This window comes from Chryseobacterium sp. OV279 (assembly GCF_900128945.1).
In the GTDB taxonomy this organism is placed as follows: domain Bacteria; phylum Bacteroidota; class Bacteroidia; order Flavobacteriales; family Weeksellaceae; genus Chryseobacterium.
Genome location: NZ_FQUD01000001.1, coordinates 1,082,431 through 1,101,635 on the forward strand (window position 1 = coordinate 1,082,431; position 19,205 = coordinate 1,101,635).

Sequence of the window (19,205 nt, forward strand, 5' to 3'; positions counted from 1 at the left end):
GTCAATAGTGAATTTTTACTAGCAGAGAATCATTCACCATTCACTTGCGAAGCAAAATTGACCATTTAACACTCTGTTTTATAAGGAAATATTACCGTAACTTTCACTGTATGAATTGATTTTATACAGTGAAAGTTGTTGTATAGGCATCCCGTTGCTTTATTAATCCCGGAATATTTAACAAACTTTAACTCAAAAATGGCATTCATTATGTTGATTAATGCCAGTATTTATCAGAAATTTACCACTTATTTTAATTAAAGCTATGTCAGATACATATCAAGCCGAAGATATCCGCCAGTTGACGGAAAAAGTAAAAGAAAAAAACTACTTATTTTCTCTTCTGAGACAGGAAATCAACAAAGTGATTATTGGACAGGAATATATGATAGACCGCCTTTTGGTGGGACTTCTCGGGAATGGTCACGTTCTTTTGGAGGGGGTTCCCGGACTGGCAAAAACCCTGGCGATAAAAACCCTGGCAGAAGCTGTTCACGGTGAATTTTCAAGGATACAGTTTACGCCGGATTTGCTTCCTGCGGATGTGGTGGGAACCATGATCTTCAATATTAAAGACAACGATTTTACCATAAAAAAAGGTCCTGTTTTTGCGAATTTTGTGTTGGCGGATGAGATCAACCGTGCGCCGGCAAAAGTTCAGTCGGCACTGCTGGAAGTGATGCAGGAAAAGCAGGTAACCATTGGTGACGAAACCATGAAGCTTCCAAAACCGTTTCTGGTATTGGCTACTCAGAACCCGATTGATCAGGAAGGAACTTATCTTCTTCCGGAAGCTCAGAGCGACCGTTTTATGCTGAAATGTAAAATCGATTATCCGAGTTTTGAAGACGAAAGAACCGTGATGAGAATGGTTTCAACCTCTCACCAGCCTGCTGTGAAGCCTGTGATCTCACTGCAGGATATTGTAGATGCCAAAGAACTCATCAACCAGATCTATCTGGATGAAAAGATCGAAAAATATATTCTGGATATGGTTTTTGCAACGCGTTATCCTGAAAACTACGGACTTTCCGAACTTAAAAATTACATAGGATTCGGAGCTTCTCCAAGAGCATCCATCAACCTTGCAATTGCATCAAGAACGTATGCATTTCTGAAGGGAAGAGCTTTTGTGATTCCTGAAGATGTAAAAGCATTGGCGCAGGATGTATTAAGACACAGAATTGGTCTTACATTCGAAGCTGAGGCGGAAGAAATTACAGCAGAAGAGATTGTCAGTAGAATATTGGCTAAAATTCAGGCACCGTAATGAGTGAAGTGGTCATCAGAAAAGCGGTTCAGGAAGATTGCGCTCCCATGCTGGAGCTGATCCGCGAACTGGCAGAATATGAGAAAGCACTTCATGAAGTGACTTTAACGTTGGATGAATTTATCGAAGATGGCTTCGGTACGTCTCCGGTTTGGGGAGCTTTTGTTGCTGAACTCAATAATGAAATAGTAGGGATTTCCCTGTATTACGACAGATTTTCAACCTGGAAGGGAAGAAGACTATATCTTGAAGATCTGGTGGTGACTGAAAAAATGAGAGGAAAGCAGATCGGAAAACTTTTGTTTGATGCCACTTTGGAATACGGAAAATCAAACCAATACAGCGGAATGGTTTTTCAGGTATTGAACTGGAACGAACCCGCCATTAATTTTTATAAAAAATACAGCCCGAAATTTGACAATGAATGGCTGAATGTTTCGATTGAACTGAAGGATTAAAGAGAAGGGAAGAAAGGAAGTTAGAAGATGGAAGATGGAAGATGGAAGCGCGGCAGAAACCCCGTAACCAGCAACCCGAATCCCGAATCCCGAATCCCGAAAACTCGAAACCCGCACCAACATTATGGAAATAAAAGATATTGTAAAAAAAGTAAAGCAGATAGAAATCCGTACCCGAAAGAAGACGGAGGCTTCACTTATGGGACAGTATCACAGTGCTTTTAAAGGACAGGGGATGACTTTCTCGGAAGTTCGTCCTTATCAGTTCGGAGACGAAATCAGAAGAATAGACTGGAACAAAACAGCCCGATTCCGTGAGCCGTTCGTCAAAGTGATGGAAGAGGAAAGAGAGCTCACCATGATGATTGTGGTAGATATTTCCGCATCTATGGATTATGGAACCAAAAACCAGCTGAAAAGGGAATATGTAGCTGAAATCGCTGCCAGCCTTGGATTTTCAGCCGCCGGAAATAACGATAAAGTAGGACTGATCCTGTTTGCTGATAAAGTATATAAAGTGATTCCGCCGCAGAAAGGCAGAAAACATATTCTTTCGATCATCAGTAATATTCTCACGGCAGATTATGTACCTGTTGTGTCGAAAATTGATAAGGCGATGGAATATATGATGGGGATTTTCAAAAGGAAATCTCTGGTTTTTCTGTTCTCGGATTTTGAAGATACATATGATTCCAAAATGCTGAGAGTAGCCTCCAAAAAACATCAGCTGCTCGGAATGAGGATCTATGACGAAAAAGATAACGAGATTCCTGATGTAGGCTATGCTCTCCTGCATGATGCCGAAACAGGAAAAGAAGTCTGGGCCAATACGTCCAGCGCAAGATGGAGGTATACGTTTGCCGAAGCCCAAAAACAGAAAGTCCGCGCTCTGGAAGAAGATTTTGCCAACAGCTCGGCCAGTTTTATGAACATGAGCACCGGTGCTGATTATTCTAAAATGCTGTATAATTATTTCCAGAAGAAGTAATTTTAATAACAAACTTTCTCCTATTGAATAAAAACACTTTTATACTATTGCTTTTACCTTCTGTATTTTGTTTTGGACAAAACAAAACGGTGATTTCTGAGGTATCGGTAGTGGAACCGGAGGTCAATAGTAGCTTGAAAGTTCCGGCCAGTCAGTGTAAATATGTGATGGAGCCTGTTTATCTCCGTAATGAAAATAACGTTATTTATCACGATTGTAATACCAGAAAATACCTGCCGGTAAAAGGAAATGATATCACCTTTCCTAAAAACAATTCCGAAGGCTTTTTTGCATTGGATAAAGAAGGAGTTTATTATAAGGGAGATTATATTAAAATAGATACAGCCGGATTTAAAATAATAGGGCAGATAGGTGATCATCAGGAGGCACTTTGGAAAGTAAAGGGAAAAGTATATAAAAACTTTACACAGATCCAGGTTTCGGATCCGGATACCTTCGTGCCGGCTTATTGTGCGAATGGTGACTATTATAAAGATAAAAATTTCATCTATTACCGTGATAAAAAGATGCCGGATGCAGATGTAAAGACCGCATTTGAAGCCTGCAGGGAATATTTTTATGACAAAAACTATTTATACTTTAATGGAAAAATAGCCAAAGTGAATAATGAAGTTTTGTTTTCTGTAAATGAAGCACTGGCCAAAACTAAAACAAAAGTATACTCCAGAGATATGAGGCCGCATCCGGAAATGGATGCAAAAACAATCCGGCCGCTGTCGAGAAGGTTTTCTGTGGATGCAAAAAATGTTTATTATAATCTGGAAAAACTTCCGGTAAAGGGAGATTTCAAAAACCTGAAGGCATGGGATCAGGTCAATTCCTCCTATCTTTCAGACGGTCATTCCATATGGACGGCAGATGGAAAACAGGATGCTGATCTGGATGCGAAGACCTTTGGAATGCTTCCCCACTCAGATTTCTTTTATGACAAAAAAGGAGTCTATAAAAAAATATATTCAGAAAAACTGAAGAAAGCCGTAAATGATCAGTTCCCTTTTGATTATACGGATGATGTTTCGGAACAGAATCTTTTTATAACAGATAATTCCTGGTATATTGTCTACAAAAATCAGGCGTACGATCCATGGAATAAGGTTATTTATAAAAACCTTACAGACGGACAGCTGGCTGCAGCAAGACAAAATACTCTGAATTTGTCAAAAGAAATAGAAAACAGAAAGATAGAAAAGCAGTTTAGCCAGAATCTTTATCTGGCAGAAGGTAAGATCTACTGTCATGGTCAGGAAACAGAGGCAGATGCGGGAAGCTTTACCAGTATTGGGGCTAATTGGAATTTTTATAAAGATTCAAAGAATGTATACCGGTATATCGGATATGGCGAAAACAGTAAATTGACAACAATAAAAGGAATAGATCCGCTGACTGTGGAAACTTTCGGGAATTTTTTAAAGGATAAAGATTATATTTATAGTGGGAACTATAAAATAATAGACAGTAAAAATGCTGAACTTTTGGGTGTGTTTACAGGATACAGACCCGGATGTGGATTAGACAGAAATCCTTCATCCAATTATTATCTGTTCAGAAATGATTCAGGATTTTGGCTTGTAATGATATCTGGCAAAGTTGTGATACGGAATTTAGGCATGGAACTTCCCGAGGGATGGCATGACGGAATTAAAGAATTTGAATTAAAGCCTTCTGTTTATTAGCAGTAAGGCAGTATTGATATAAAGAATGAAATTGCAGAACATATTTTTAATTATATTTTTTCTTATCGGTGGAAATGCTTTTTCACAGATATTGTCCTCGAAGCTCGAAAAGAAGACCCTGGCTTTGGGTGAAGTCAATCGTTTAACGATTAAAATTGACAATGTACATGACTTACAGGTTATTGCTGCGCCTAAAAATGAGCTGCTTCCTTTCCATTTTGAGGAAATTAAAGACAGTATCGGACAGAATCAGAATTTCTACGAGAGAAAAATTGAGTTTTCAGTCTATGATGAGGGAAAATTTACCATTCCCGAACTGGAATTTAATGTAGGAGGGAAGATTTTAAAAACCATTCCTTATGAAATTGATGTGATCAATACCGCTCAAAAGGACGATCAGATCAATGATATCATGAATAATAAAGAAGTAAAGCTTGAAACCAAAGATTATTGGGAACTCTATAAATTTTACATTCTCGCTGCCCTTGCTGTGATTGCGCTGATTATTGCCGTTATTATGTTTATCAAATGGGGCAGAAAATCGAAAAGCTCACCTGCGGTTGCAACCAATCAGACTTTAAAAGAGCTTGATTCCTTAAAAAAGAAAAAATACATTGAAGGGGGTAATTTCCGTTCCTTTTATGTTGAATTAATAGAGATATCAAGAACATTTATCGCCAAACAGTACCATCTCCCGGCGGATGTTCTTCTTACCGACGATCTTATTGAGGTTATGAAAAAGAACAACACCATTTCTCAGGAAAACGAAAAGATCGTGGAAGATGTATTTTTAAGAGGAGACCTGGTGAAATTTGCCAAGACTTTCCCTGATCAGACGACCATGGAGAAAGATTTTGCAGATATCCGTGATTTTGTGAAGAGATCATCAAAAGATTTAGAATTTGAAAACTTAAGAAAGGATGCCTGATTTTGAATTTTACAGTCCGTGGTTCCTGCTGCTTTTTCTGCTATTTATTCCCCTTTTTATTAAAGATGCCGGCGGAAAGCAAAGGAAAGGCATAAAAGTTCCTACCATCCAGAATATGGATGACAGTGGAGGAATCCGTGCAGTGCTTGTTTTGCTTAAACTTTCGAAATATATCATTCTTTCAGCGCTGATTATTGCGATGGCCAGACCGAGAACTTTTACCGTCTCTCAGGACCGGGATGATACCAAAGGGGTAGATATTATGCTTTCTATAGACGTTTCACTGAGTATGCTTGCCAAAGACCTTAGTCCGGACCGTATTACTGCATTAAAAGATATCGCCATCAAGTTTGTTCAGAAGCGCCCGAACGATAGAATAGGGGTGGTAGCTTATGCTGCAGAAGCATTTACCAAAGTACCGGTGACTTCGGATCATCAGGTGGTTATCGATGAAATTAAAAACCTTAATTCTTTAGGTCTTGAACCAGGAACAGCGATAGGTGAAGGACTTTCCGTAGCGGTGAATCACCTGACCAAAAGCAAAGCTAAAAGTAAGGTGGTGATTCTGATGACGGACGGAGTAAGCAATATTCAAAATGCAATACCTCCGCAAGTCGCTGCAGAACTGGCCAAAAACAATAATATAAAAATATACTCCATAGGGATCGGAACCAATGGTTTTGCACTGATGCCTACTTCACAGGATATTTTCGGGGATCTGATTTTCACGGAAACTGAAGTAACGATTGATGAAAATACTTTGAGAGAAGTGGCACAGACTACAGGAGGAAAGTATTTCAGAGCGACTTCCAACAGCAGCCTGGAGGAAATTTATGATGAAATCAACCAGTTGGAAAAATCTGACATTAAGGTTTCCAAGCTGTACAACTACGACGAATATTTTAAAATCTTCCTATGGATCGCATTGGGAATGCTGTTTTTTGATGCATTGCTGCGATGGGTATTATATAAATTTTTAAGCTGATGAATTGGTCTTTAGGAAATTACTGGTATTTACTTTTGCTGCTGCTTTTGCCGCTGCTGTCTTTCTTTCTGGTCCGTTATCTGAAGTGGAAAAAGAAAAAGAGAGAGATCTTTGCAGACAGCAGGTTTCACGATAATTTATTTGAAAACAGATCGGGATTTACAAAATTTTTCCCTGTTTTATATCTTTTGGGAACACTTTTCCTGATATTTTCCATTATCGATTTATTAAATGGTTCGGAAGAAGTGAAAACCAATCAAAGGCTTAATAATGTGATTTTTATGCTGGATGTTTCCAATTCTATGAATGCGGAAGATATTGATCCCAGCCGTCTTATGGAAGCAAAGAATCTGATGTTGAGCACCATGCAGAAGATGAAGAATGATAAGATCGGGATTGTGATTTTTGCCGGTGAAGCGGTTTCCATTATGCCGCTTACGACAGATTACGGAACTGCGGAAACTTACATAAGTGCTTTGGAGACAAGTTCTATGAAGATTCAGGGGACGGATTTTCTGAAAGGAATGCAGGCGGCAGCTGAAAAATTTAAAAATGTAAGCAAAGGGTCAAGAAAGGTCATCCTGCTGAGTGATGGTGAAGATAATGAAGGGAATGATAATGCAGCGATAAGACTGGCTAACAGAGAAGGAATCTCTATAACATCGGTAGGAATAGGAACTGATGAAGGGGCACCGGTACCGGAATATGTTTTCGGTCAGCTGATGGGCTACAAAACGGATATGGATGGAGGAACGGTTATTTCCAAAAGACAAACCGAAGCCCTTAAAAAGATGGCAGAATCTACAGGAGGCGACTATATCGACGGAAACAACATCAATGAGGCGCCTAATAAGATCATCGATGCCATGAATAAAAAGGCTTCCTCTGCACAGACTTTGGTGAGATCTCAGAACGCGAATCATTATTATCAATATTTTTTAATAGTATCCATTTTCTTCTTCTTTTTAATTTATATATTGAACCCGAAAAAAGATTTCAACGTATAATATTTTATTCTTTGTTTATCAAGATTTTAAATAAATACTTTAACCGAACTTTAACAAATAGAAGTCTGTTTATTAACATATAAACGAATAATTTTGCATTTGATGAATACTAAAATCATTTTTTTATCGTTTCTAATTGCTTTGTCATTCTCAAACCTCATGTTTGGGCAGGAAAACTACCGTACACTGGTGTATGAAGGCAATCAGAAATTCAACGGTAAAGATTATGATGGAGCATCTTCCAAGTATATGGAGGCGGTAAAAAAGAATGAAAAAGATTTTACGGCTCATTATAACCTGGGGAATGCACTGTATAAAAGCAAGAAGTATGAAGAGGCCAAAGCAGAATTTGACAAAGCACAAAAGCTTTCACAGACCCTGCCTGATAAAACGGCTGCCCTTCACAACCTTGGAAACACGTATATGCAGATGAACCAGCCGGAAAAAGCGGCTGATTATTATAAGCAGGCCCTGAAACAGGATCCTTATAATGAAGCAACGAGAAAGAACTTTGAAATTGCCAAGCTGAAAGAAAAAGAAAAGCAGCAGCAAAAGAACGAGAAGAATAACTCAGGAAAAGGCGGTGGCGGCGGTGATGATCAGAACAAAGGGGATGATCAGAAAGGCGATAAAAAAGATCAGAAGCAGGATCAGGGCAATGGCCCGCAGAATGAAGGGAAAAGCGATCAGGGGAATACTCCTAAGCAGGACCAGAACAATGAAGGGAAGATCCCTAAAGACTTGGAAAATGCCATATTAGATAAAGTAAGCGAAAAAGAAAAAGAAACCGCCAGAAAAATCTTAAATAAGAATTCTTATTCGACGCCTCAGAGCAACGAAAAAGATTGGTGATGCAGCAGAAATTAATTTACATACTGTTTATTTTTGCATCCGTAATTTCTTACGGACAGGTTAACCTGTTTATGGAGTCTGATAAGACAGATTATAATGGAAAGGACATTGTGAACCTTACGATTATTCTCGAACTTAATGGAGTGGACCTTGAACCACAGACCCGTTTTCAGCTTCCCGATCTTTCAAAATTTACCATTATTGGAAGTGGATCAGTAACCAATACTGTGATCGACCCGGCTACCAATACCCTTATAACTCAAAAAGTAACCAGAATTGCTCTTGAGCCCAAGAAAAAAGGGAAGGTGAAGATTGGTTCCGTATTGGTAACGGTTAATAACAAGATTTACAAGACCGAACCTTTTGACGTCAATATAAAAGATATTATTGAAAAGAGATCTCTTGCTACGAATATGGCCAGCGAGATGTATCTGAATATGGAGATTGAGGACCGTGAGGTGTATCAGGATCAGCCAACCATAGCAGTTTTGAGGGTGTACTCCAAAAATATGGACAATTTCAGAAAGGTGAAAGATGTCCGTCTTCCGAATCAGGATAACATCAATGTACATGCGATAAGCATGAGCAAATCGGAGATTGATCCTTCCGGGGCAGGAAATATGGCTTCACAGACTTTGGCGGTATTCATGGTGTTTCCTAACGAAGCAGGCTATGTAGAGGTTCCTTCCGTATCAGCATCGGTAAGTTCTTATGCGAATAAAAATAAAATTGTTTCCAATAAAGTAAAGCTTAATGTAAAAAAACTTCCTGAAGGATCGCCTGAATGCTTCAAAAATGCAGTAGGAAACTTCAGTGTGAATGTGTATAATGCATCAAAGGATAAGATAGAGGTTGAAAAGCCGATCCATGTGATTGTCAAAGTTTCGGGAGAAGGAAACCTTCCCGATATGTATCTTCCAAAAATCTTAGCGTCTCCGGACTATGAAGTTTTTACCCCGAAAATTACATCAAAAGTAGCTCCGGGAACAACAGGTATGAAAGGGGAAATGTTCGCGAATTATGTAGTGATTCCTAAAAAATCGGGTCCTATCTCAATTCAGACTGAGCAATTTGCCTTCTTTGATCCGGCAAGCCGTGAATATGTAGATCTTGGACAGGAAACCCTTGCCTTGAGTGCATTTTCTCATGACCAGATCCTTGAATCCCGTACTACGGTTGAAAAGGTGAATGAATACACCAACACACTTTTGGAAACCGTAAATACGCCGGTTCTAAAGACAACCACATTTAAAGTAAAAGAAAAAAGTAAATTCCACTGGAGTATTCTTTTAACCAATATTGCGATTCTTGTAGGATTGTTTGTGATCTACTTACTATTCAAGACTTGGCAAAAAAAACGAGCGTTAGTTAGAGAAACAACATCTCCGAAACCGCTTGGTTCTGTGGCAGAAACAGAAAAAGAAATCAGAGAAACACTGAAGACGGATATCAATGATTATTTCAGCTACCTTGAAAATCTTAAAGATAACGGAGACTATCAAAAGTTCTTTGATACGCTGGAAGAAATGGATCTTGAAGTAAGAAACCAGTATTTCAAGAGTTCTTCAGAGGAGTTCAGAACATTTTTGGAAAGTCATAAAGGATCTTCCGTAGCAGAGGAGTACAGAAATCTGTTGCAAAGAATTCAAATTGAGAAATACTCACCTTTGAAATCTGCAGAGGGAATGGATGAACTTTTAAAAGCAGTTGTTAATTTGTATTCACGAATTAGCAAATAATCAATTTTTTTTCATATTTTTGCGAAATTATTAATTACAAAGAGATGGAAATATTTAATGATTTCTCTATTAAAGAGATCGTTACCTGCTTTATGGTTCTTTTTGCCGTGATCGATATTATAGGCTCTGTTCCTATCGTGGTAAGCCTTCAGCAGAAGTTTGGCCAGATAGAAGCCGGAAAAGCATCTATTACTGCCGGGGTGATCATGATTGTTTTTCTTTTCGTGGGAAACAAAATCCTAAAGCTTATCGGAGTAGATGTAAACTCATTTGCCATTGCGGGTGCTTTTGTGATTTTTATCATAGCCCTGGAAATGATTTTGGGAATCGAGATCAACAAAACCACCGAAGCAAAGGCGGCATCCATCGTCCCTATTGCGTTTCCGCTGGTTGCCGGTGCAGGAACCCTTACCACAACACTGTCTCTTAGAGCTGAATTTCATGACATTAATATTATTTTAGGAATTGTTCTCAATACAATTTTCGTATATTTGGTGCTGAAATCAGCGAAGTGGCTGGAAAACAAAATGGGGGAGGCAACTCTGTCTATTCTTCAGAAAGTTTTCGGGATCATTCTTTTGGCGATTTCAATAAAATTATTCACCGCTAACTTTGCCCAATTGGTGCAGAACTATATTAATTTTTAAGAATCATGCAGAAGTTTTATAAAGTATTTCTAGTTGTGTTTATCGTTTTTATTGCCATCAATCTTTATGCATTAGACTGGCAGACGGATCTTTTATCAGAAGATAACCTGAAGTTTGTATTTTCAATCGCTTCAGCAGTTCTCGGTTTGATTTTGCTTTTCGTGTTAGATACATGGAGCAGGATCGGAGTGAAGAAATAATCTCAGAATCACATTATTCTATATAATAAAACCTCTTTCGTTGAAAAGAGGTTTTTGTTTTTACTACTGGTGGCTTTGAGGTCCTCAGCCACCAGTGCTGTATGGTATTGGTGAATGTGGCTTCGAGAGCCTCAACCACCAAGTGCGCTTTATAAAATTAAGTGTACATCCAGGAATAATAGGGCAAAAATCTCTGGGTGGCTGAGGTACTCGAAGCCACCTCTCACTAAGAAACCACAAGATTCTTTAAAACAGCCTCCGATTTCAGCTCTGTTTCACGCCACTCTTTTTCCGCATCACTTTGTGCAGTGATACCGCCACCTACAAAGATGTGTACGGAATCTTTATACAGTCTTGCGCATCGGAGATTCACAAAATACATGACGCTTTCATCGGTTTCTACTTTAATAAAGCCGGCATAAAATTCACGTGGGAATTTTTCAAACTTCTGGATGTTCTGTTTGCAGAAATCTTTTGGAATTCCACACACTGCCGGAGTAGGATGGAGGTCATGGATCAGGCTGTCGAGATCCTCAGGCTGTATACGGGCCTTGAAGTCTGTCCTGAGGTGTTTGATGTTTCCAGAGATATGATCGTAGGTTTCCGATACTTCTATGTTCTCTGAATAATTTTCAAGAATGTCCTTGATATAAGACGTAACGGGTTTTTGCTCTTCAATTTCCTTTTCTGTCCATTCCTCAGATACCGGAAGTGTTCCGGCAAGGCTCATGGTTTCAAACTGATGTGTTGTTTTATTGAATTTTCCTAAAGTCTCTGAAAAAGCACCCATCCAGGCATTCTTTCCGTCATTGAAGAGGTATCTGAAGGCGTTGGGGTAAGACGTGCAGAGCTTTTTAAAACTTTCCTTATAATCGATTTCGTTAAAGTCAGTGAAGATTTTCCTTCTGGAGTAGACGAGTTTAGGAAGATCATGGTCTTTAATGACCTCGATGACCTCATGAAGGGTCTTTACATATTCGTCTTTGGTTTCTTCATTGAAATGACTTTCATCTTTCAGCAAATTTTCATTCGTAATTGTATCATGCTCAAACTGCCCGGAAGCGTTGATGATATGACCTTCAAAAGTAATCTGTCTCAAAAGATCAAAAGACTGAAAACTTACGGATTCTTTGTCTTGTTTCTGATCGGTTGAATACACCGTTTCGTCGAAAGGAAGTTTGAAATAAATCATTAATTATGGATGGATTTTGAAAATCATCAACTGGAAATAGTATAGGAAATTTCCAGATTGATTTTCCTTTCAGCAAAGGTATTATTAGTCTTAAAAATGTCAAAATTAAAAGCAGATTTTTTTACGGAAATGTTCCCGATTTTTACAGACCAGTGTGTCGAATTTGAAAAGGCAATTTTAAAGAGTAAAAAATCACAATTCAGCATAAAAAAAAGACCCAATTTTTTTGAGTCTTCTATTTTTTTTTGATTTTTTTCTCTATTTCAGAATGATATTGTTGGTCATCGTGGTATGATTGATGAGGATTCCTTTTTCATCCCTGATTTCTATTTCAGAAACATGCATCGTTTTTCCTTTTCTGATGAAACGTGCTGTAGCCGTTACGATGCCATCTTTTTTGCTTTTAAGGTGATTGGAATTGATATTCGTTCCTACACCGTAATATTTGCTGCCGTCGATAAAAATATTAGACAGACTTGATCCCAGCGTTTCTGCCAGCACACAGCTTGCTCCTCCGTGCAGAATACCGAACGGCTGGTGTACCTTTGGCTGTACCGGCATTGTAGCGGTCAGGGTTTCATTTTCAACGTCGATATCGATGAATTGTATTTCAAGTGTTTTGGCTAATGTTACCCCGTTTCCCCAGCTGTTAAGGAATACAAGGAGTTCTTCTTTAGTCTGACCTTTCATTGTATTGGTATGAATGATAATTGATGATTAATAATCGGATGATGGCTTTTTGCTTCTAGCTTTTGGCTTCGTCCTCCGTACCAGTTCCCATAATATTCGGGTTCCAGTTGGCCGGGATTTTGGGTCCGATATCATTTTTAATGTAATAATCCTGAATCTCTTCCATAATCTCGGAAAAAGGAACAGAAGCAATTCTTTCGTAAGGAATGGTGTACCCTAAGTAAACGATATTTCTCTTGAAATCGCCTGCTGCCAGTACAATGGGTACTTTGGCCGCCAATGCCATATGATAGAATCCTTTTCTCCATTTTGGAACCCAGCTTCGGGTACCTTCCGGGGTGATCACAAGACTGAAATCTTCTTTTTCAAACTGTTTAGCCACAAAATTCACCAGATCATTTTTCTGACTTCTGTCGATTCCGATCCCTCCAAGACCTCTTACAAGGCCCCCGTACCACGCTTTTGTATGGGCATCTTTAATGATGATTTTCAAAGGTTTTTCTAAAGACCAGTAGGCAAGATTTCCCAATAGATACTCCATGTTGTGGGTATGTGGTGCCACCACGAGGATACATCGGTTCAGGCTATTTACATCACCCTGCAGGACGACTTTCCAGCCCAGCATCTTTAACATTAATTTACCTATCAGTTTTCTCATATATCGTTAGATTAAAACAAAAAAGTATAACCAAACAGGTTATACTTTACAAATATATTGAAATATTATCGCTCTTAAAACAAACCGCTGATTAAATCTGCGATCTTCATTACAATTTCTAGTGCAACTTGTACCATGGTTAAGGTGTTTTTTATTGATTTGGTTAATTATTTTTAACTACACGAAGGTATAACATTTTTTTAACATAGCGAACTAAATAATATTTTTTTTCCGGTTTCTGAGAGAAGAAGAGTGTGAATTTCAAACGGTTGCCTTCCATTCACACCTCCTGCACTCTCTGAAGTTAATTATTTAGTTTGTATGGAGATTTCGTCTTTTCCGTCTTTGATTTTGATGTCCACGTTTTTGTTCATTTTTTTGATGCTGGACTTCATAGAATCAATAACCACGTCAGCCTGATTTTTCGGAACTTTTTTTCCGTTGATGATAAGGCTGTCTTTATCATCGGAGTTGTATTCAATCGTAGAACCGTTTACAGAAATTTTATTTTTTTCAATTCTGATGTGTCCGTTCTCGTCTCTGTCCTGATCGTCATCATTAATTCCGTCTCCATTAAGATCTCCATCGAAATCAATTCCGTCTTTTTTCACAGGAATTACTACTGCATTTTGAGGAATTACAAGTTCGTAATCTACTCTGTAATGTCTGAATCTGTGCTCGTAAGGATACTTGATGTAGTTTGGAAGCATTACCTTGTTTCCTACGATTTCTACAGGTACGTTAATCTGAACAGGAACGTTATAACCGTTTCCTTCTTTTTTAATGATCAGGTAAGGTGTTTTCACCTCAGGTTTTCTTGTAACTTCTACAGAGATATAATCTTCTTTGTAAACCGTTTTCTTATCAGAATAAATGTCGTCATCGTAAGCGGTGAAATTCTGAGGAATATTGACCTGCTTCACATCTACATAAAGGGTATCAGAAGTGGTGTTGATGGCAATATTTTCCGTGTCTTCCTTGCTTCCTTTGTAGATCAGGTTTTTCTTCGCCATGCTTACTCCGAAATAAGTTCCAAGTCCGATAAGCAGAAGGAAAAGTCCTCCGATTACCCATCCGATATTTCTAAGTTTAGTCTTTGGAGAAAAGATCTTGATGCTCAATAAGCTGAAAAGTATAGTAGGGATTAAACATCCTATGATCATAATGGCTACCAGCACTTTATCCAGATTGTTGTCATCCATATAGAATCTCATCTCATTGGCACCTGGAAAATCTGCATCCATACCGAACAGTCCGAAGATCACAAATATACCGATGATGCTTCCTATCGCCATAAGGACGAAAATTCCACCTACAAAGTATTTCAGGATATTCCATACTCCGCTCCCTGCATTATCAATATAAGGTTTGCTTTCGTTGTACATTTCTCCGACCCTCTGAGTAGATTCGTTGGCAAACTGAACCAGTTTGTTGGATTCGCTCTTAAGATTGTCGAAGTTCATAGGCTTTCCCTTCATTTTCAGGTAATCTGCAGCTGTTTCAGCTTTTGGAAGTACAATCCAGAGAATAACATACAGAAGGCCGATCAGTGAAGAAGAAATCGCTGCTGTGAAAATACCCAGTACAAAGATTCCCAGCCAGATCGCTCTCATTGCGGTAATATCCATTCCTACATAGTGAGCAAGTCCTGCACATACTCCGGCGATTTTTTGTCTTTCCGGATCACGGAACAGTTGTTTCTTATCTGTAAATTCAGCACCTGCCTGGTGTGTTCTTTTGGTATTCTTTTCAGAATAGTAAGCTTCTTCCTGTTCTTCGATTTTTTCAGGAGATCCGATCTGTGCGATTACTTTCTCTACGTCTGTATCGTTGATCACTTCACGTTTTCCTAAAGAATCTCTGAAGATTTCTACCATTCTTATTTCTATATCATGCATTACCTCCTCCTCCTCTGAAGCATCCAATGAGCTTCTCAGTGCATTCAGGTAATCGCTGAGCTTTATATATGCGTGTTCTTCTATGGTGAAAGAAAAACCTGCGAGTCCTATTGAGAGTGTCTTGTTCATAGCTTTGTTTTTTAAATTTTTTGAGTGATTTGGTTTACTGACGCTGTCAGTTCAGCCCATGTATTTTGAAGTTCGTCCAAGAAAAGTTTTCCTTTTTCTGTGATCTGGTAATATTTTCTTGGGGGTCCTCCTGTAGATTCTTCCCATCTGTAGGAAAGGAACTCGCCGTTTTTCAGTCTTGTAAGGAGAGGATAGAGGGTTCCTTCCACTACATCCAGTTTTCCCTTTTTAAGCTCATCGATCAGGTCGGAAACATACATTTCACGATGGTTGATGAGACTTAAAATACAGAATTCCAGAATTCCTTTACGCATTTGCGCTTTGGTATTTTCAGTATTCATCTTTAATAAGTTTTGTTAATTAGTTATATTTTCAGAATAATGTTCCTAGCTAGATGAACTTCTTCCGATTTTACATTACAAAGATATGTAATTAAAATGGTAATATGCAATACAAAGTAGTGAAATTTTTAAAAGAAATGATTTAAATTATTGATTATCAGTTAAATAAATTTTTATCAAAAATTAGGATAATTGAATATCAGATTAAAATCAGCTGAAAAAAATGACAAATTGTAGCTGGTGATTCGTATTTTTGTTCTTAATTCATGAAATATTTAAATTAATGTTATACCAAATGACAAAAGCCTTTTTATCTTACAGGCCTTTATCTGCATTGCTGCTGCTGGGGCCTTTGTGCTTCGGACAATACCGCTTTGCTGTTGAAGGCGCTTCCAAAAAATATAATGCTGAAATTAATGTGGAAGAATGCTTTACCGGTCAGTGCAGACATAAAGCAAACGTTATCCTGTTCAATAAAAACGGTGAGAAAATACAGACACTCGTTTCCGATGATATAGCTTTATCGTTTAAAGAAGGCTTTAGACCCTCCAAAATAGAGGTAATGCAGCTTACTTCCGGACTGATGCATGACGATCCCATAGTTTTTGATGATTTCAATTTTGACGGAACAGAAGATGTTGCTCTGAGAAACGGTAGCGGAGGAAACTACGGAAGTGCTTCGTATGACGTATACGTCTTTAATTCAACCAGAAATCAATTTGTCTTAAGTAAAGAACTTACCCAAATTGGCAGTGACTACCAGGGAATTTTCGATGTAGATCCCAAACGCAAAAGATTAACCACTTATGCCAGATCCGGAGCTTCTTTACTATACACCTACGAATATCAGGTGATTCCGAATAAAGGACTCGATCTGGTTTATGAAAAAATAAGTGATATGAGCGAAGAACCGGCTAAAGTCACTATAAAAGAGAAGATCAATAACAAATGGGTGGTTAAAAAAACAACCGAATAGCCTGGATTCAGGTTTGAGAGTCAGAGCGTTTTAGAGTTTCGGGTTTACGGGTTTTTGAGAGTAATCAGATTTTAGTGTTGAAAATACAAATCACCTTCTTAATCTCTCTCAGCCTTTGCCTCAACCTTAGCCTTTAACTTTCAATTTAGGTTTAAAAACAGACAAGAACAGATACTTTATCCCAATTTGGATTAAATAATAAAAGAAATGAAAATACAGAAGGAGATCGATTTTATCCTGGCAGTAGATGCCCTGAAAAACGTACAGCGAAGAAATTACAATGCCGATGATTCCAGAAGAGAAAATACGGCAGAACACTCATGGCAGATCATTATCCTGGCACAGATCCTTTATCCATACGCCAAATACCGTGCGGATATTGATCTTTTAAGGGTAATAAGAATGCTCTCTATCCACGACTTGGTGGAAATAGAAGCGGGAGATACCTTCCTTTTTGATGAAAAAGCTATGGTAGGAAAATTTGAGAGAGAAAAGATTTCAGCTCAGAAAATCTTTGGAATACTGGATGAACCTTTGCGTACAGAATTCTTTGAATTGTGGCTGGAATTTGAGGAAGAAAGCACTCCGGATGCTATTTTTGCCTGTTCTATTGACCGTATCATGCCGTTTATCCTAAACTCACACACTTCAGGGAAAAGCTGGACAGAAGCCGGTGTGACTGAAAAACAGATCAGAAATATGTTGGAAAATGCGATTACAAGAGCATCAGACGAGATGGGAGAGGCTTTTGAAACGTTGCTGACCAGAAGTCTGGATACGGATAAGGTTGTAAGATAGATAGATTGAAAAGCAAAATAAGGATTTTTAAATTGCTGTTTATATAGTATAGATAGTTTCGGGGGGCACCCGTAGGCCGCCCCGAAACTCATCAATTATAGTATTCTGATTGGTTTCTTAGATTCATCAATCGCCACAAAAGTAAAATCACCCACGATTGCTCTTTCTCTCTCATAAGAGTACATTTGCTCTGTGTAGATCTCCACATTCACTTTCATACTCGTTTTTCCAACGTAGGAAACCTTGCCGATCAGTTCAACAATAGTTCCTGCCGGAATAGGTTTTTTAAAATCAATTTTATCGCTGCTTACGGTAACCACTCTTTTTCTGGCAAAACGGGTCGCTGTGATAAACGCTACTTCATCCATCAGCTGCATGGCAGTACCTCCGAAAAGAGTGTCATAATGATTCGTTGTGTTGGGGAAAACCGCTTTAAAAATTCTGGTTTCGGATGCTGCAATTCTTTCTTCTGTAGTCATATTTCATTATTATATTAATACGAAATGAAATAGATTAAAATAACAGAGCAATGACAGGAATCATGGGAATTCCTGAAGCATCCATCAGATCAATCAACTTCAAATCGCGAAAGTTTCTTGTTTAAAGAAATAGGCAGGTCTCCTGACTTGTAACATCTTTTATCTCCTTCCCGTGCCCTGCACAGTGGATTCTTGATAAAGACTTCAGTTACTTACAGTTGCGCGACAGTCCGTGATTTTCACACGGTTCCCTTTTAATCTGCGTTAAGCAGAACCAGTTTCTGTGATGAATAAGCGTTAAACTTTTTCAGGGCAAAAATAAGAATATTACAGCGAAAAACGGTAATTATTCCGGACTATTGTAAATAATCTGGCTCATTACCCTTCCTTCCTTGATGGCCCAAAGGGTGACATACCTGTTCTCACCGGAACCATTGATCATATAAAGATAGATGTGATCATTGTCAAGAGCGGTTACTCCGACATTATTGAAATCCATGGTAGGCTGGAACATATTTTTAATAGCTTCTCTTACAAAAACAGAACCTCTTCCCGGCTGCTGTACACGAACCGACTTGATTTCCGTCATCCCTTCAGGAAGCGCATCTTTGATTCCCCACGGTTTAATTTTATCGATGGTAAGGATTTTTCCGTCCGCATCTTTTTCCTGCTTTCTGTAACCGGCATTCGAAGGATAAACATCGATGACCACTTTGGTTCTTTGGGATGTTGGTATTTTGGGATTGCTGTTATCGGTGAAAATAAGGGATTTCCCGTTCTTGGATTTAGAAGGCGTAAATTGAGGTAGTTGATCAATGAAAGCAATACGCTCTTTGTTTACCATACCTTCCTTCTCAAGATTTTCATATCTCACAAAAGGTTTTTCATCGTCCTGTTTTTCAGGATATTTGATCCAGATCCATTCTGTTTCTCCCGGAGCAGGCTTTACATAAACAAATACATCCCCTTTACGCATACGGATTTTGTCTACAATTTTTCTGTAGTTATCCTTGTGGACACGTACATTGGCGTAGCCTTCCTCAGCTTTTACAACACCGAAAGGAACTTTATTCTGTCCTTTGACAAATGCTAAAGAAAAAAGACTGAAAGCGGATAGGTACAATGCTCTGTTTACGGAAATCATTTTATGAAATTTTTTGATCCCTCAAATATATAAATTAAATGTTTTTTGAATCGGTAAAATATAACGGGATTTGATTAAAATTATCAATATGCTCTCAAAAACTTATTTTCTGATCAAATAATACTTAGTTGT

At 38.4% G+C, this 19,205-nt stretch carries 20 protein-coding genes and 1 riboswitch; of the genes, 13 read left to right on the top strand and 7 right to left on the bottom strand.

What is annotated here, in order from left to right:
* Positions 1 to 265: 265 nt before the first annotated feature.
* From BUA72_RS04880 to BUA72_RS04930, 11 genes are all read left to right on the top strand, one after another.
* Positions 266 to 1,270, top strand: a complete 1,005-nt coding sequence (locus BUA72_RS04880; protein WP_072922491.1) for an AAA family ATPase — start codon at positions 266 to 268, stop codon at positions 1,268 to 1,270.
* Complete coding sequence (locus BUA72_RS04885) at positions 1,270 to 1,728, top strand: GNAT family N-acetyltransferase (RefSeq protein ID WP_047449231.1); 459 nt, start codon at positions 1,270 to 1,272, stop codon at positions 1,726 to 1,728. Before BUA72_RS04880 ends, BUA72_RS04885 begins: the two co-directional genes overlap by 1 nt.
* A gap of 124 nt (positions 1,729 to 1,852) precedes the next feature.
* Positions 1,853 to 2,716 (top strand): DUF58 domain-containing protein, encoded by an 864-nt coding sequence (locus tag BUA72_RS04890; RefSeq protein WP_072922008.1) that lies wholly within the window; start codon positions 1,853 to 1,855, stop codon positions 2,714 to 2,716.
* Positions 2,717 to 2,739: 23 nt separating this feature from the next.
* On the top strand, positions 2,740 to 4,410 hold the full coding sequence (locus BUA72_RS04895; protein WP_139259515.1) for a DKNYY domain-containing protein: 1,671 nt from the start codon (positions 2,740 to 2,742) through the stop codon (positions 4,408 to 4,410).
* 31 nt (positions 4,411 to 4,441) lie between these two features.
* Positions 4,442 to 5,338: a BatD family protein gene (locus tag BUA72_RS04900; protein WP_410493295.1), complete on the top strand. Its 897-nt coding sequence runs from the start codon at positions 4,442 to 4,444 to the stop codon at positions 5,336 to 5,338.
* Positions 5,331 to 6,323 (top strand): VWA domain-containing protein, encoded by a 993-nt coding sequence (locus tag BUA72_RS04905; protein WP_072922011.1) that lies wholly within the window; start codon positions 5,331 to 5,333, stop codon positions 6,321 to 6,323. The genes BUA72_RS04900 and BUA72_RS04905 overlap by 8 nt, the downstream gene beginning before the upstream one ends.
* Positions 6,323 to 7,330, top strand: a complete 1,008-nt coding sequence (locus BUA72_RS04910; RefSeq protein ID WP_047449218.1) for a vWA domain-containing protein — start codon at positions 6,323 to 6,325, stop codon at positions 7,328 to 7,330. Before BUA72_RS04905 ends, BUA72_RS04910 begins: the two co-directional genes overlap by 1 nt.
* Before the next feature lie 102 nt (positions 7,331 to 7,432).
* Positions 7,433 to 8,182 carry a tetratricopeptide repeat protein gene (locus tag BUA72_RS04915; RefSeq protein WP_051891283.1) on the top strand — a complete coding sequence of 250 codons (750 nt, stop codon included), beginning with the start codon at positions 7,433 to 7,435 and terminating at the stop codon, positions 8,180 to 8,182.
* The gene (locus BUA72_RS04920) at positions 8,182 to 9,921 is read left to right on the top strand and encodes a BatD family protein (protein WP_072922012.1); all 1,740 of its coding nucleotides are present in this window, start codon (positions 8,182 to 8,184) and stop codon (positions 9,919 to 9,921) included. The genes BUA72_RS04915 and BUA72_RS04920 overlap by 1 nt, the downstream gene beginning before the upstream one ends.
* 44 nt (positions 9,922 to 9,965) lie before the next feature.
* Entirely contained in the window at positions 9,966 to 10,568 is a 603-nt protein-coding gene (locus tag BUA72_RS04925; RefSeq protein WP_047449212.1) for a MarC family protein, read from the top strand.
* A gap of 5 nt (positions 10,569 to 10,573) precedes the next feature.
* Entirely contained in the window at positions 10,574 to 10,768 is a 195-nt protein-coding gene (locus tag BUA72_RS04930; protein ID WP_034728849.1) for a hypothetical protein, read from the top strand.
* A 226-nt stretch (positions 10,769 to 10,994) separates the two neighbouring features.
* On the opposite strand, the gene BUA72_RS04935 is transcribed toward BUA72_RS04930, so the two are convergent.
* From BUA72_RS04935 to BUA72_RS04960, 5 genes are all read right to left on the bottom strand, one after another.
* Positions 10,995 to 11,960, bottom strand: coding sequence for a chorismate-binding protein (locus BUA72_RS04935; RefSeq protein WP_072922013.1), 966 nt, complete (start codon positions 11,958 to 11,960; stop codon positions 10,995 to 10,997).
* Between the two features lie 258 nt (positions 11,961 to 12,218).
* Positions 12,219 to 12,650 (bottom strand): PaaI family thioesterase, encoded by a 432-nt coding sequence (locus BUA72_RS04945; protein ID WP_034728852.1) that lies wholly within the window; start codon positions 12,648 to 12,650, stop codon positions 12,219 to 12,221.
* 55 nt (positions 12,651 to 12,705) lie between these two features.
* Positions 12,706 to 13,308, bottom strand: coding sequence for a 1-acyl-sn-glycerol-3-phosphate acyltransferase (locus BUA72_RS04950; RefSeq protein ID WP_034728854.1), 603 nt, complete (start codon positions 13,306 to 13,308; stop codon positions 12,706 to 12,708).
* A gap of 308 nt (positions 13,309 to 13,616) precedes the next feature.
* Complete coding sequence (locus BUA72_RS04955; protein ID WP_047453589.1) at positions 13,617 to 15,335, bottom strand: PspC domain-containing protein; 1,719 nt, start codon at positions 15,333 to 15,335, stop codon at positions 13,617 to 13,619.
* A gap of 11 nt (positions 15,336 to 15,346) precedes the next feature.
* Positions 15,347 to 15,676: a PadR family transcriptional regulator gene (locus BUA72_RS04960; protein ID WP_034728860.1), complete on the bottom strand. Its 330-nt coding sequence runs from the start codon at positions 15,674 to 15,676 to the stop codon at positions 15,347 to 15,349.
* A 295-nt stretch (positions 15,677 to 15,971) separates the two neighbouring features.
* Between BUA72_RS04960 and BUA72_RS04965 the strand changes: the two genes are divergently transcribed.
* Both BUA72_RS04965 and BUA72_RS04970 read left to right on the top strand, forming a co-directional pair.
* Positions 15,972 to 16,652, top strand: a complete 681-nt coding sequence (locus BUA72_RS04965; protein WP_139259517.1) for an XAC2610-related protein — start codon at positions 15,972 to 15,974, stop codon at positions 16,650 to 16,652.
* Positions 16,653 to 16,859: 207 nt separating this feature from the next.
* On the top strand, positions 16,860 to 17,450 hold the full coding sequence (locus BUA72_RS04970; protein ID WP_034728862.1) for an HD domain-containing protein: 591 nt from the start codon (positions 16,860 to 16,862) through the stop codon (positions 17,448 to 17,450).
* A gap of 95 nt (positions 17,451 to 17,545) precedes the next feature.
* On the opposite strand, the gene BUA72_RS04975 is transcribed toward BUA72_RS04970, so the two are convergent.
* A complete protein-coding gene (locus tag BUA72_RS04975) occupies positions 17,546 to 17,929 on the bottom strand; it encodes an acyl-CoA thioesterase (protein ID WP_034728864.1) in 384 nt (127 codons plus the stop codon).
* 114 nt (positions 17,930 to 18,043) lie between these two features.
* Positions 18,044 to 18,223, bottom strand: a riboswitch (cobalamin riboswitch).
* 52 nt (positions 18,224 to 18,275) lie between these two features.
* Positions 18,276 to 19,073, bottom strand: a complete 798-nt coding sequence (locus BUA72_RS04980; protein WP_072922015.1) for a hypothetical protein — start codon at positions 19,071 to 19,073, stop codon at positions 18,276 to 18,278.
* Positions 19,074 to 19,205: the final 132 nt, after the last annotated feature.